This window comes from Acinetobacter sp. T_3_1 (assembly GCF_025377055.1).
GTDB classification, from domain to species: domain Bacteria; phylum Pseudomonadota; class Gammaproteobacteria; order Pseudomonadales; family Moraxellaceae; genus Acinetobacter; species Acinetobacter kookii.
Genome location: NZ_JACHVD010000021.1, coordinates 22,910 through 37,521, shown reverse-complemented (window position 1 = coordinate 37,521; position 14,612 = coordinate 22,910). Strand labels below are relative to the sequence as shown.

Here is a 14,612-nt window from a genome sequence, read left to right as displayed (position 1 = left end):
TCAGGCAGACAGCAGAAAAGAGGCAAGATAGAAAGTGCGCCTGCCATATTGGCAGGACTTTCGATTTTACTGAATACCCTTCAACTGCTCTCAGAATATTCAATAGATGAACTGAATGAAATTGCAACCATTGCATTAGGTGCCTAAAGATGTGTAGATACCTATGCCTAAAAGGAGAGGGTTAGGGAGAGGTAATCAAACTTTTTTATTGTTGCGGATTAGGCGGCACCATCTGATCCAAATCTTTGTCAGAGATTTTATCCAGCTCTTTTATATCCGTTTTAATTTTCCACTGGCTTTCATCTTCAACCGGCTGCGGTAAACGTGCTTCTAGCCAGTCACAGACCACATCGGGCGGAAAATCGGGATGGTTGCACTGAATGACCCAGGCCAAAAAGTCTTTGGCTTCACCATTCATATAAGGTGGCGGAGAAACCGGTAAAAACTGTGTCGGTAAACGTTCATTCTTGGAAATGTAATTCAGTACATGACCCAGTTCCTGTACGGTTTGCCATGCCAGAGGGTGTTCCACATTGATTTGAAATTTGAACCACCAGGCGTGTTGACCATCTGAACCATAGGCATTGATTAAAGATTCTTGAATACTTGGAACCTTGCAAAAGAATTGATGTAGGCGGTCAAAACTTAAATCAGACACTCTGTTTGATCCCATAATAAAAAACGGCATTTTAGCATACTCATCATTTGAGCCGGGATGTGTCTGCAGAGAAAATCCGTGAAATATTTCATTTACAAAACTTTGCATTTGCCGTTTTTTTATTCATTTTTTATCCTAAACTGGAGATTAAAATAAGCTTTATAAAGTAGGTGGGGTGGCTCTTATGAAATTGGCAGTTCTTTGTGCTTTGAGTGGCATCATGCTCTTGGGGGCTTCTGCAACAACGCAGGCGGAAAATCGCTGGTCAAATTATCGCGGGGTAGATACCACCCGGTATCAACATCGTCCTCATTATCCGCAAAATCATTATCCACAAAACACTTATCCTCAGCATAACTATCCACAGCACTATCCAAATTATCCGCAGCGTCCACCGCATCATCAGCATTATCCGGTCATTCACAATGGCATCAGCATTCAATATCAGGCACCGACCACCATCACGCAAAATTCACAAAGCTATAGCTGGGTCAATGGTGATCCCAACACTTCAAGGATTGAAAGTTCGCGTTATACCTTTATCAGCGATTGGCAGCGTTTAGGTTTACATGCACCACCGAATGGTACTTATTGGATTTTTGAAAATGGGCGTTATGTGCTGGTGCCGAATCGTTAAAGATTCATTTTTAATGATTAAATCTCCCCAAACCCCTCTTTAAAAAGAGGGGCTTTTAACATATTAAGCTAATTCATCATCTTGTGGTTGAGGGGTTTTGTCTACAGGTAGCGTTTTTTCTGAATGTTTGTCACGAATGACAGATGGATAAGTCCAGGAAGAGAAACGCACCACCAAAATCGCAAATGCCAGGATCAGGATTGAACCGGTAATAATCACCAGATCCATATCGGCTTTATGGTCATGCTGGATATCTGAAATAAGTAAACGGGTCAGGGCAGTAATGGCAATATAAATTAAAAAACGCACCGGCATATGATTGGTTTTGAAGTAAATACCGACCATGGCACCCAGTTCGAGATAAATAAACAGCAACAGAATATCGTCAATGGTCGCAAATTGTTTAATGGTTAAAATTTCAAATACCGTATGTCCGGCAGACCAGATCACCATACAGCCAATAATAAACAGTGCAATATAGTGAAAGCTTTCTACGACGATATTTCCAAAACGGTCGAGGAGGGTCTCAATTTTTTCAACTTTGCTATCAGGCTTTGGCATCTTTTCCTCCTGTATCTTGAATGATTATTTGTATGAAATTGCTATTAAGCAGTATGCAAATTTCATGCACATTAGAAATGAGAAAATGAAAAATTGTAAATAATTTAAGGGGGTGTATTTTTTTTATACTAAATTCATGTAATGTATGAATGGTTATTTCATTGATCAGGGAAAAGAAAATGTTAGAAACAATTCAAACAAAAATTAATAATTTACAAAATGGTAAAAAACTTATTTTGGGTTCTGGCATTAAAATGGACGAAATGCAGAAATTGATCGCGTTATGTGAAAATTTACAAGCTGAAGGCGTGATTAAAATTGTGAAAATTAATCAAAATGCTCAAAGTGACAAAAAAGTTTCAGATTCTATTATTGTGGAAAAAATCTAATTCATTTTTCGCTAAAAAAACGCCTGCATTTGCAGGCGTTTTTCTATTGCTTATCTTTGTGCAGGATTAAGCCTGATTGGTAAAGTAGTCTTCAGAGAAGTTCATGACCACGTCAGCACCGGCTTTTACTTTGGTAATGCGCAGTGCAAGTTCAGGCAGAATGCGTTGTACAAAATAAAGTGCCAGTGACAATTTATTTTGATAGAACTCGCCGTCTTTGGCTTTCGCTGCATGGGCAATTTTTGCAAACATGTAAGAGAAGCTGAGCAGACCCACCGCATGCAGATAATCCACTGCTGCTGCATTCGGGAAGTCAACATTCTCTTTGCTGGCTTCAAGAATATATTGCGTAACCGATTCAACTTCTGCTGCTGCATCTAAAGTGGCATCTTTAATGAAGTTTAGATCCGCATCCAGACCATTGGTAAAATCACGGATTTCCTGAATGTATTCTGCAATGAATGCGCCACCACATTTAATGGTCTTACGGCCGATCAAATCCTGAGACTGAACACCGTTGGTGCCTTCGTAAATCTGCGAGATACGCAAGTCACGGATACATTGTTCCATGCCCCATTCACGAATGAAGCCATGACCGCCGAAAACCATTTGTGCATCTAAAGTTGCGTTAAATGCAGTGTCAGTCAGGTAAGCTTTGGCAATTGGCGTTAACAGCGCAACACGGTCATTGGCTTTCTTTACCGCTTCGGCATCGGTCGAGAATTTAGTGATATCAAGCTGTTGACCGACATACACCGCAAAAGCACGAGATGCTTCGTTGTTGGCACGCGCATTCAGTAACATACGACGAACGTCGCCATGGACCAAAATGCTGTCCGCAGGTTTGTTTGGAGATTTCACGCCAGAAGCACTACGACCTTGAAGACGGTCCGTCGCATATTGCGCAGCATTCTGGTAAGCAAATTCAGAAGCACCTAGACCTTGAATCCCCATAGACAGACGTTCGTAGTTCATCATCACGAACATGGCAGCCAGGCCTTCGTTTTCTTTACCGACCAGATAGCCTTTGGCACCGTCAAAATTCATCACGCAAGTCGCAGAGGCTTTAATACCCATTTTGTGTTCGATTGAACCTGGACCTGCATGGTTACGCTCACCCAAAGAACCGTCTTCATTCACCAGGAATTTCGGGACGATAAACAATGAAATACCACGGGAACCGGCAGGGGCATCTGGCGTTTTCGCAAGGACCAGATGAATGATGTTTTCAGCCAGGTCATGGTCACCACCGGTAATGAAAATTTTGGTACCGGTAATGTTATAAGTGCCATCTTCATTGCGTTCTGCTTTGGTTTTGATAATGCCCAAGTCCGTCCCTGCATGTGGCTCGGTCAAGCACATGGTACCTGACCATTCGCCCGAGTAGATTTTAGGCAGGTAAGTTTCTTTTTGCTCTTGGGAAGCATAGCTGTTTAATGCCATACCTGCACCCACAGACAGAAGCGGGTAGAGCATAAAAGATGGGTTGGTTGCAAACAGCATTTCATCAGAAAGCACGGTCAGCATTTTTGGCATTTCCTGACCGCCCCATTCAGCGTCAGCACCCAGACCAATCCAGCCGCCTTCTGCATATTGTTTGAAAGCTTCTTTAAAGCCCGCAGGGGTCGTCACATTGCCATTTTCAATTTTAGCGCCTTCTTCATCACCCGTACGGTTTAAAGGCAAAGTCACGTTTTGCGCAAATTTCGCCATTTCTTCAAGAATGGCTTCAGCTGTTGCTGCATCAACATGAGCAAGATTTTCATTGGCTTGCCAGAATTGTTCTGCATTGAAAACATCATTCAGAATGAATTTCATATCTGCAAGAGGTGCATTATAGATTGGCATAGTGAGTCACCTGTTTATTGTTTGATTCAGTTCGGTTTGATCAGTCTAATAGATGAAAATTCATGTGGTTAGACGACTAAAGGTTAATTTTTTTGTTTATTTGATAAAGAAAAAGGACTGCCAAAAACATGACTGTCCTTTTTCTCACCTCAGTTTAAAAATCCTGCACTTAGAATGCGAAGTGTTCAGCATCTAAAGCCAGTAATGGCTCAACGCCACCCGCAATCACCTCAACGTGTGAGCGAACGCGTGGAAGAATTTTCTTGAAGTAGAAACGGGCAGTGGTCACTTTTGCATTGTAGAAATCTACATCAGTGGTACCAGCAGCTAAGGTTTCTTGAGCAACAAGTGCCATACGGGCCCATAGGTAAGCAAGGGTTACATAGCCAGAGAAGTACAGGTAATCTACTGCAGCAGCGCCCACTTCATCCGGGTTTTGCATGGCACGCATACCAATCTGCATGGTTAAATCACCCCACTCTTTATTTAGAGCAGCAAGTGGTTCAACAAATTCTTTCATTGCAGCATTGTCTTTGTTGGCCTCGCAGAATTTATGGATAACCTTGGTGAAGTCTTTCAACATTGCACCTTGAGTACCCAAAACTTTACGACCTAGCAAGTCAAGCGCCTGAATTTCAGTGGTACCTTCGTACAAGCAAGCGATACGTGTATCACGAACAATCTGTTCCATACCGTGTTCAGAGATGAAACCGTGACCACCGAATACTTGAACACCGTGTTTCGCAGATTCAGAACCGGTTTCAGTCAAGAATGCTTTTGCGATCGGGGTAAGTAGTGACAACATGTTGTCCGCAGCTTTACGTTCTTCTTCAGTTGCACCTTGCTCTACCGTGTCTGCATAGAAAGACAATAAGTAAACCAATGCACGGCCAGCTTCAGCAAAAGATTTTTGCGTTAATAGCATGTTGCGTACAGCAGGGTGAACAATAATTGGGTCTGCTTCTTTTTCTGGCGCTTTAACGCCTGAAAGTGAACGCATTGCCAAACGGTCTTTAGCATAAGCCAATGCACCTTGGAACGCGCCTTCAGAAGCTGAAAGACCTTGTACCGCAGTACCAATACGGGCAGTGTTCATGAATGTGAACATGCAGTTTAAGCCGCGGTTTTCAGGGCCAATCAGGAAGCCTTTTGCGTTATCAAAATTGAGTACACAGGTTGCGTTACCATGAATACCCATTTTGTGTTCAATTGAACCACAGCGAACGGTATTGCGTTCGCCAAGTGAACCATCAGCATTGAGGTTAAATTTCGGTACGATAAATAAAGAGATCCCTTTAGTACCTTTTGGTGCACCCGGAAGACGCGCCAACACGATATGAATAATGTTCTCTGCCATGTCGTGTTCACCAGCAGAGATAAAGATTTTCTCGCCAGAAATTGCGTAGCTGCCATCTGCATTCGGTTCAGCTTTGGTACGGATAATTCCCAGATCTGAACCTGCGTGAGATTCTGTCAAGCACATGGTACCGGTCCACTCACCTGAAACCAGCTTAGGCAAGTAAGTATCTTTTTGTTCTTGAGAGCCGTGATGTTCCAGGGTACGGACAGCACCGTGTGAAAGACCAGGGTACATACCCCATGCCCAGTTTGCAGTACCCACCATTTCAGAGATCACGTTGCCTAAAGAAACAGGCAAGGCTTGACCACCGTATTGCTCTTCAGCAGATAATGACGGGAAACCCAATTCGATATATTTTTGATAGGCTTCTTTAAAGCCTGTAGGTGTAGTTACCACACCATCATTCCAGGTACAACCTTCGCGGTCACCGCTTTGGTTGATTGGAGACAATTCATTTTCACAGAAGTCAGCCGCAGCTTCTAAATATTGATCAACCAATTCACGGCTTACGGTGTCAGAAAATGCAGGCAAGCTTGCATAATGTTGTTCAGCATTTAACAATTCATGTAGAACAAATTGCATATCACGTAAGGGCGCTTTGTATTGTGGCATATCGGTTTCCTCAATACTGGTTTAACCAGCGTTAATAATTCTAAATAAACATTGGAACGTATCTTCAATGACACGTATTTGTATGGCTCAATCGTGCAACATCTTCCCCCTTGGTACAAGCGTTAGGGGCTTTTTCTTGGTGACTGTAAAGTCAAAGATTTATAATTTGAAATGGCTAAGTATCTTGAGTGTAAATGCTTTTATGGCTTTGTGAGTGGCATAAATAGTCAAATGGTTTAATTTTTGACAGGCAATAAAAAAGGCGCAGAGCTGCGCCTTTTTAACTTTGGGTAAATTTTATGATGCAGGTTTTGCTGTTGTGGAACCCATAGGGGCTTTAGGCTGAAAGTGGACTTCACATTTACCATTGAGGGTGTGTGTGCCCATTTTGACTTGAACCGCCTTACCATGAGGTTGACCTTGGCAAGCTTTTAACATGGCTTGCTGATGTGCCTGGTGCTGAGCGAGGCGCTGGTCAAATTGTCTGGTCAATTCTGCGCGTTTGGCATCAGTCAGCGGTTCATCGTGTTGCATCCTGTACATGCCTTTCATTTCACCCTGCATGGCACGATGATCAGCTTGCATGTGCATCGCTCTCATTTCGCCACGCATGCGCTTCATCTCTGCACGATCGGGAGTGAAATGCGTCACGCAAGTCCCAGCAATGCTTCTTTCACCTGCCTTGATTTGTACCGCAGAACCCACGGCTTTGCCGTCACAGGCTGTTTTCATGCTTTTCATCATTTGCTGGCGTTCGGCACGGACCTGCTGCCACTGCTCACGCTGTTCGGGTGTCATGTTGCGCTCATGCTTTGGATGATGGTCTCGCATCATGCGCGGGTGGTCACCATCTTTGTCCTGAACCGTGCTGGTCGATTGGCAGGCTGTCAAAACACCCATACTGAGTACGCTGGCACCGACTAAAGCCATTTTTGTCATGGAATTCATTGTTGTTATCTCCAATGAAAAAACGAAATTTGATATGTTAAAGATTAAACAATAATGATGAAGAAACAATGAAGAGTATTTTTTTAGAAGGTTCGTTACAATAATTCATTGAGAAAAAAGATTGAGACTTAACTTTTGAAGATTCGCCGTGTTCCGATTGCCTTACGCCTGTTTCTGACCGTACTGTTCACCACCCTGGTGATTACGACGGTGAGTCTGGGGGTATTGCATTGGACCATGCAAAAGAACTTCGCCCGCTATGTCGCGGATGTGGAAATGCAGAAGCTGGATCATGTAATCAGTAATCTGGCTGGCGTCTATTCGGTTTATCATGACTGGGGCAATGCCATTCAGGCACAAATCCTGCAAATAGAAGGCACTGCTGCACCGGATGACTATGACCGTCTGTCTCGCTGGTGGTTACGCCGTCAATATGATATTGCCTTGCAACAGCGTTATTTTCAGGACAATACCTTGCTGAGTGTGTCTCCGAGTTTAAATAAAACCGGGCCGAGCAAACCGATTTTAGACGCAGAAGAGTTGCGCCTAATCGAGTTGAATTTACCTTCCGAGTATCAGCCTTTTGAAGGGCTTAAATTTCCACTCAGTGCCAATCAGAATATCTTCCGCTCTGACCGGAAAGCTGAAGATAAGCCTGCCGATGCAACACCCACTCAAACTAAGAAAAAGCAGTTTATCTCTTTGCCAGACCGTTTGGGCTTAAGTTCCCGCTTGTCGCTGTATGATGCCAAAAAACAGTTTGTCGTGGGTGAGCCATCCGATATTCCAGTGTCATACCGTCCGATTATGGTGAATAACAAGGTAGTCGGTTATTTAGGCTTGAAGCCGGTGCTGGATCAGGATGATGCTTCAAGCATTAACTTTTTTAGTAATCAAAAGCGTTATTTATTATTGGTATATGGTTTAACGTTCCTGACCAGCTTGGTCGCGGCTTTATTGTTGGCCACTTATTTTAAAACGCCCATTCAGCGTTTGCTGCAAGGGACCCGCGAACTGACCAAAGGCAATTTCCAGCATCAGGTGACGGTTAACCGCAATGATGAACTGGGTGATTTATCGACAGAGTTGAACCATCTGGCGGTGATTCTGGATCAGCATGAAACCTCACGCCGTCAGTGGGTGGCAGATACTTCACATGAATTAAAAACACCATTGGCGGTACTGCAAGCACAAATTGAGGCGATGCAGGACGGTATTCGCAAACCGACACCGGAACATTTTGAATCGATGCTGCGCCAGGTCACCAGCCTGAAAAAACTCACTCAGGATCTGGCCGACCTGGCTCAGGCTGAAGCACAGCAGTTGAAATGCTACATGGCAGACGTCAATCCGTGGAATGTGGTGCTGCAGGAAGTTGAAAACTTCAAGCCTAAATTTGCCCAGGCTGATCTATCCGTTTCGGTGCAGGGTGAAGGTGCGAATTTACAATTAGATATAGATCGTTTTAAACAAATTATGGTCAACTTGCTGGGTAACAGTATTCGTTATACTGAAGCAGGCGGCGAGGTTCGTGTGCATACCGAGCAATCAGCCACCCATTGGAGTGTGATTGTGGATGACAGTCCGCTTGGCTTGAGTGACGAACAGTTGGCACGTTTAGGCGAACGTTTCTATCGTGTGGATGATTCCCGTACCCGGAGTACCGGGGGAACAGGCTTGGGTCTGGCATTATCTGGTAAAATTGCGCAGGCAATGGGTGGACAGTTGAGTTTTGATCATTCTCCATTAGGTGGTTTGCGTTGCAAACTGACTTTTCCAAAACAGTTAAACAAATAAAGGAATAACATTCATGAAACATATCATGCTGGTAGAAGATGAAGTGGAACTTGCACAACTGGTGCGGGACTATCTGGAAGCTGCGGGTTTTGAAGTCAGTATGTTTCATGATGGGCAAGAAGCCTATGACAGCTTTCTGCAACGTAAACCCAGTTTGATGATTCTGGACCTGATGGTGCCACGTATGGATGGCCTGACCATTTGCCGTAAAGTGCGTGAACAGTCCGATTTGCCGATTATTATGGTGACTGCCCGCACTGAAGAAATTGACCGTGTACTGGGCTTGAACATGGGCGCAGATGATTATATTTGTAAACCTTTTAGCCCGAAAGAACTGGTCGCGCGGGTACAAGCCGTGTTACGTCGTCTGGACCGTCAAGTTGAGCCTGAACAGAACAGCCTGTTCCGTATGGACAAAGCCCAGCAACGTATTTGGTATCAGCAAAAAACCTTGAACCTGACCCCGACTGAATTCCGTTTATTGGAGTTGTTCCTGGAACATGTAGGCCAGGTGTATTCACGTGCGCAATTACTCGATCATATTAACCCGGACAGTTTTGATGTGGCGGACCGAGTGATTGATAGCCATATTAAAAACCTGCGCCGTAAAATTTCTGATGCTGCCGAAACAGGCAACCGTCATGAATGGATTCAGGCGGTGTATGGGGTGGGCTATCGTTTTGAATATCCTGAAGATTGAATTGATTTTTTAATTCAATTTAAACAAGGCGAGTCATGAAAATGGCTCGCTTTTTTATATTGCTGACTTTAATAGGGTAATCCGTTGTCGTTGCACTTTATTGAGTTTACTCACCACCAGTTCATAAGAATTTCTTATTAAATCCTGTACCAAGGATTCATCCAGATTTTCATCCTCATAAACAGTTATCCAGTGCTGCTTATTCATGTGCCAGCTTGCACGTATATAGGGATAAATATCCCGTAGCATGGCACCATCATCCGGGATAACTTTTAAGTTAATAGCTGCTTGGCCTTTTAAATGAAAGCTCAGCATAAAGACTTTATCCATGACTTTAAACACATCACAGCCATCGCCAAAAGGTTGGGTAATCGTCACTTCAGGTAGCTTTAAAGCAGTTTGGGAAGCAAGATTGTGCAAAGTCATAAGTTTGAATAATCCAAAAGAAAACTGTGGATAATGCTGAAATTATCCACAGTTTTTAAATGCTTTGTGAATAACTTTAAGAAGAACAGCTCACCATCACTTCAGGCACATCACTCGGCAAGGGGCCTAAATCTTCAGGCTGCTCTAAATCGGGTTGTTTAAGATAAGGTTGACTCAACAACTTAAACAGGCGCTCGACTTCGGAATAATCATCCCGTTCTGCCAGTTCAATGGCTTTCTGCGCCATGTGGTTGCGCAGAATATAGTGCGGATTGGCTTTCACCATTTCGGCATCCAGTGCATCGGTATCCTGATTCGCCCGAATGCTTTCATATTGAGCCAGGAAACTTTCAAACTGGCGACGATCGAGGCAATCATCTTTAATAGTTTCATATTGCTTATTCTGTAAACGAATAAAGCTTTGGGTGTAGTCCAGTTGCTCTGTTTGTAAAATTCGCAAGAATGCCATACCGCAATCAAAACTGTCTTTATGGAAACTTGGCAAGCCCATTTTCTGGCACAAACCAACCGTATAATGTTCAAGGAAGGTTGGCTCAAAATGCTCTAAACATTTCGCCAAATCTTCTTTGAACTGTTCTTTTTCAGCAGGATCTTGTTTAAGCCGAATCAGGTTGTTCAGCCACATCCATAAATTCCAGTGTCCAATACTTGGTTGCTGCTGATAGGTGTAGCGGCCTTGGTAATCCGAGTGGTTGTTAATCCAGTTCGGACGGAAGCGCTCCATAAAGCCAAAAGGGCCAAAGTCGAGCGTTGAACCGGTGATATTCAGGTTGTCGGTATTCATCACCCCATGTGCAAAACCCACCAGTTGCCATTTGGCAATCATCACCGCAGTACGCTGGATGACTTGAGTTGCAAAAGCCAAAACTGGCTGTTCAGCCTCCAGACATTCAGGGTAGTGCCATTCTATACATTTCTGTACAAAATCTTCTAAAAGGTCGGGCTGATATTGGTTGATCCATTCAAAATGACCCAAGCGGATATGACAGTCTGACGTACGCAGCATCATCGCGCCTGGTTCCAGTTTTTCCCGCTGTATGCCTTGGGTGGAAGAGGTAAAGCCGACGGCATTACTGGATGCAATGCCCAAAGCATTCAGTGCATGACCTGCCAGATATTCACGAATGACGGAACGCAATACCGCACGACCATCGCCCATACGAGAGTAGGGGGTTGAACCTGCGCCTTTTAAATGCAGGTCGATGGTTTGGCCATGTTTATCCAGAATTTGTCCAATCAGCAAACCGCGTCCGTCACCAAGTTGACCCGCCCATTGCCCAAACTGATGTCCGGCATAGACCATGGCCAAGGGTTCAAATTCGGCAAAGGTTTTTTGTCCACTACAGATTTCCACCCATTGAGCCTGGTCTTGTTCTGACCACTGTAATTCATCAGCCAGTGCTGCATTGAAATGACCGGCTTTTGCTCCCTTTAAGGGAACTGGCATTTGATGATGATAAAGTTTGGGATTGAGCGAAGGGTAGCGAGGATTAAATTGCATGGGACAATCTAAGAATGGGGAGAGATGACATCACTATAGCAAATTTAAACGGCCAAAATGAATAAAGCCCCAATAATGGGGCTTTATATTGAACCTGGTCTTATTCAGACACTGGATTCTTTTTAATATTGCGCATCAAGATTTTCAAGGTATCACGATGATGAACAAGACGCTGTTCAACCAGCTGGAAATCGACTTTAAGCTTGCTGTCGATTTGGTGAATCTTTTCAGCTACAGATGCTTTTTTCGCCTGAATTTCTTGCTCTTTTAACTTGGCCCAATCATTCAGCGTTTGGGTAAACGCTTCATATTCCTGAGCGATACGAAGTTTAGCCGTAGCCATATCTTCATTGACATTGTGGCCATACACTGCCAAATCCTGTTCTGCGTATTTAAAGCGCATCGCCAATTCCGCTTTTTTGATATTAAAGCTTGGAATACGACGCAAGTTTTTAGCCAAACCTACCTTTGAACATGACCAGATTAACCATTTTGTAGGGTCGTACTGCCACCATTTCACCCCGTTACGGTAATCGTACTGGAAGATGTGGTGGTAGTTGTGATAACCCTCACCCCAGGTGGCAATGGCTAATACAAAATTGTCACGAGCAGTGTTTTCGTCAGTATAAGGACGTTTGCCCCACATGTGACACAGTGAGTTAATGAAGAAAGTCACGTGATGGCTCAAGATCAGACGAAGTAAACCGCCTAATAACATTACGCCCCACATATCACCCACAGCCCAGCCTACAGTAGTCAGAATGACTGCGTGTACGGCAATGACCAGCGGAATGTAATATTTGTCCTGAAACATCACCACCTTGTCATTTAACAGGTCAGGTGCGTTTTTATAGTTTGCTTCTGCTGCCGGATAGTTACGTAGCATCCATCCAATATGTGCATACCAAAAGCCATTATTAATTGAATATGGGTCTTTTTCGACGTCATCTACATGACGGTGATGGGTACGGTGACCTGAAGCCCAGAACAAAATACTATTTTGAACGGCAAAAGTACCCATAATCATTAAAATAATTTTTAATGGCAAGGTTGCTTCATAAGCACGGTGTGCCCATAAGCGATGATAACCCGCAGTAATCCCTAAACTGCTCATGCCGAGCAGTACAAATAAGCTGATCCATGCGCCTAAGCTAAAATCATGATGATAAGCATATAAAGGGATAGCGATTACAGCCACAATCGGTAAGAATACCAATGCGAACACTGCAATCCAGTTAATTGGGGCTTTGGGTAAGGGAGCATTCATCTCCAACAGCACTCCTAGAACCGTATAAGGTAAGGTATAAATGAATTCTTAATTCAATACAAATTATAGGGATTAAGACTTCTTCAATATTAGCATGAGCGAACAAAGCTTAACTAGCATTATTCTACAGGTGTATTGTACTAAACAGTAACAGAATACGGGGATGGGTTGATTGATTTTATCGAAGGTCAAAGCAGCTTCCGTGAATAGCAGCGATGTGAGTCATTTTTGAGTAAACAAATAGCTGATTGAGTCACAAAAAGAGAGATAAAATTTTTTTGTTAAAGTTGTTCGAGCATCATTTTGGGAAAGTCGGTAATCAATCCGTCTATTCCCAAACTTTGCAGATGCTTCGCACGCTCAACGTCATTGACGGTCCAGACACTGACTTTTAAATGGGCGTGTTGGGTGGCTTGAATCATCTCATCAGTTGCCAGTGAATTCATCCAGCCAATTTGGCAGCAACCGAGTTCTAAAGCCTGTTCAATGGCTTGGTATTTGATGTCATCTTCAACCAGTAAGCCACGTTTAAAGATGGAATACTGCTGTTTTAAAGCCTGATGGATTTTTAAATCGAAACTGGTGATGACCGCCGTTTGTTCAAAACCGTGTAATTGTTTTTGTAACTCTACAACCAGTTTCTCAGCTTCCGTCATGGTTGCAACCGCTTTGACTTCAACTTCAATATGCTCAAAGTCATGAATAATGCTCAGAGTCTGGCGGAGTGTCGGAGTGAGCTGCTTTTCCCAATCCATCCAGATATGGGCCTGGTTATAAGCTTCAAGCTGTTGGCTGTTTAGGTCATAGAGTGCCTGATCTGCGCCAGTCGTTCTTAAAAAATTGTCATCGTGCATGATGATGAGTTCACCGTCTTTCAGCTGACGGACATCGAACTCTACCGCCCGAATCCCCAGATCATGAATATATTGAAAGCCACCGAGTGTGTTTTCAGGGGCTTCACCACGTGCGCCACGATGTCCGATGATGATCATAATGAACTCTGTTTGATGGGATTTTTATCTAATTTTAAAAGTATAAGATGATCATGAGTTTATATTGTATTGAAAAGTTAAATTAATTTGCGTAGAGGATGCCTTACTTTTCAAGGATGAAAAGTAACAAAAATCCTTTGTTGGCTACAAGGGAAGTCCATTTACCTGTAGCCAACGGCGAAATCCTTGTCGCCTAACGCGATAGCACTATCACGGCTTAGTTTTATTTATGAACAAGTGTGTAAGTGGCTCAGAGGGATTAAATCGTCTCATTAATATTTTTTTGCCACAGGACTTCAGATCCGCCTTCAGCACGTTGCAAGGTACGCGAGGCCACAAATAGCCAGTCGGACAGGCGATTGAGCAATTGTAGCGAGTTGGCCTGAATGTTCTGGTCACGGCTATGTACAGACATCACACTGCGCTCGGCACGACGGCACACGGCACGGGCCTGATGAGCATAACTGCAAGCTAAAGTTCCGGAAGGTAAAATGAAGTCTTTCAGCATCGGCAAAGCTTCGTTCATACGGTCAATGTCATTTTCCAAAAACTCGATGGAAACGGCTTGAACTAGGTTGAAGTTTGGAATGCAGACTTCTCCGCCTAAATCGAATAACCAGTGCTGAATCAGGCTTAAGGATTTATCCCAGCTGGCTTTGTCTGTAATGGTACTGACCGCAATTTGTGAGCGAAGCACGCCAATACAGGCATTCAGCTCATCCACATCGCCTAGTGCAGTAATACGCAAGTCGTCTTTGGCAACGCGTGAACCATCACCGAGTCCAGTTGTGCCTGAGTCGCCGGTACGGGTATAAATTTTACTTAAACGGTGGCCCATATGTGTTCCTTGAGTTTTTGATGAATACAATAAAAAAGGATAATGCCGGTCATAACA

General features: G+C 43.7%; 14 protein-coding genes and 1 pseudogene. 5 read left to right on the top strand and 10 right to left on the bottom strand.

The features are described 5' to 3' along the window. A pseudogene (locus tag H4I94_RS14510) lies at positions 1-147 on the top strand (transposase); the annotation flags it as partial. Between the two features lie 58 nt (positions 148-205). Here the strand turns inward: H4I94_RS14510 and H4I94_RS14505 are convergent. After that, complete coding sequence (locus H4I94_RS14505) at positions 206-658, bottom strand: hypothetical protein (RefSeq protein ID WP_092820356.1); 453 nt, start codon at positions 656-658, stop codon at positions 206-208. 184 nt (positions 659-842) lie between these two features. Between H4I94_RS14505 and H4I94_RS14500 the strand changes: the two genes are divergently transcribed. After that, entirely contained in the window at positions 843-1,295 is a 453-nt protein-coding gene (locus tag H4I94_RS14500; RefSeq protein WP_261183556.1) for an RcnB family protein, read from the top strand. 63 nt (positions 1,296-1,358) lie between these two features. Here H4I94_RS14500 and H4I94_RS14495 read toward each other — a convergent pair whose 3' ends face one another. After that, entirely contained in the window at positions 1,359-1,856 is a 498-nt protein-coding gene (locus tag H4I94_RS14495) for a phosphate-starvation-inducible protein PsiE (protein ID WP_261183555.1), read from the bottom strand. Between the two features lie 179 nt (positions 1,857-2,035). Here H4I94_RS14495 and H4I94_RS14490 point away from each other — a divergent pair, with 179 nt between their 5' ends. Next, positions 2,036-2,245: a hypothetical protein gene (locus H4I94_RS14490; RefSeq protein ID WP_092820339.1), complete on the top strand. Its 210-nt coding sequence runs from the start codon at positions 2,036-2,038 to the stop codon at positions 2,243-2,245. Between the two features lie 66 nt (positions 2,246-2,311). On the opposite strand, the gene H4I94_RS14485 is transcribed toward H4I94_RS14490, so the two are convergent. The 3 genes from H4I94_RS14485 to H4I94_RS14475 form a co-directional block, all read right to left on the bottom strand. Further along, positions 2,312-4,093, bottom strand: coding sequence for an acyl-CoA dehydrogenase C-terminal domain-containing protein (locus H4I94_RS14485; RefSeq protein WP_131274650.1), 1,782 nt, complete (start codon positions 4,091-4,093; stop codon positions 2,312-2,314). A 169-nt stretch (positions 4,094-4,262) separates the two neighbouring features. Continuing rightward, positions 4,263-6,065, bottom strand: a complete 1,803-nt coding sequence (locus tag H4I94_RS14480; protein WP_261183554.1) for an acyl-CoA dehydrogenase C-terminal domain-containing protein — start codon at positions 6,063-6,065, stop codon at positions 4,263-4,265. A 297-nt stretch (positions 6,066-6,362) separates the two neighbouring features. Continuing rightward, complete coding sequence (locus tag H4I94_RS14475) at positions 6,363-7,013, bottom strand: hypothetical protein (protein ID WP_092820342.1); 651 nt, start codon at positions 7,011-7,013, stop codon at positions 6,363-6,365. Positions 7,014-7,148: 135 nt separating this feature from the next. On the opposite strand from H4I94_RS14475, the gene baeS reads away from it, so the two are divergent. Next, positions 7,149-8,810: a sensor histidine kinase efflux regulator BaeS gene (gene baeS / locus H4I94_RS14470; RefSeq protein WP_092820343.1), complete on the top strand. Its 1,662-nt coding sequence runs from the start codon at positions 7,149-7,151 to the stop codon at positions 8,808-8,810. Positions 8,811-8,823: 13 nt separating this feature from the next. Beyond that, on the top strand, positions 8,824-9,510 hold the full coding sequence (locus H4I94_RS14465; RefSeq protein ID WP_092820344.1) for a response regulator: 687 nt from the start codon (positions 8,824-8,826) through the stop codon (positions 9,508-9,510). A gap of 54 nt (positions 9,511-9,564) precedes the next feature. On the opposite strand, the gene H4I94_RS14460 is transcribed toward H4I94_RS14465, so the two are convergent. From H4I94_RS14460 to H4I94_RS14440, 5 genes are all read right to left on the bottom strand, one after another. Next, positions 9,565-9,936, bottom strand: a complete 372-nt coding sequence (locus H4I94_RS14460; RefSeq protein WP_261183553.1) for an MmcQ/YjbR family DNA-binding protein — start codon at positions 9,934-9,936, stop codon at positions 9,565-9,567. Between the two features lie 76 nt (positions 9,937-10,012). Further along, a complete protein-coding gene (locus tag H4I94_RS14455; RefSeq protein WP_261183552.1) occupies positions 10,013-11,458 on the bottom strand; it encodes a protein adenylyltransferase SelO in 1,446 nt (481 codons plus the stop codon). A gap of 100 nt (positions 11,459-11,558) precedes the next feature. Continuing rightward, positions 11,559-12,725, bottom strand: coding sequence for an acyl-CoA desaturase (locus H4I94_RS14450; protein WP_261183551.1), 1,167 nt, complete (start codon positions 12,723-12,725; stop codon positions 11,559-11,561). 281 nt (positions 12,726-13,006) lie between these two features. Further along, entirely contained in the window at positions 13,007-13,717 is a 711-nt protein-coding gene (locus tag H4I94_RS14445; protein WP_261183550.1) for a glycerophosphodiester phosphodiesterase, read from the bottom strand. Positions 13,718-13,976: 259 nt separating this feature from the next. Next, entirely contained in the window at positions 13,977-14,555 is a 579-nt protein-coding gene (locus H4I94_RS14440) for a cob(I)yrinic acid a,c-diamide adenosyltransferase (RefSeq protein ID WP_131274641.1), read from the bottom strand. Positions 14,556-14,612: the final 57 nt, after the last annotated feature.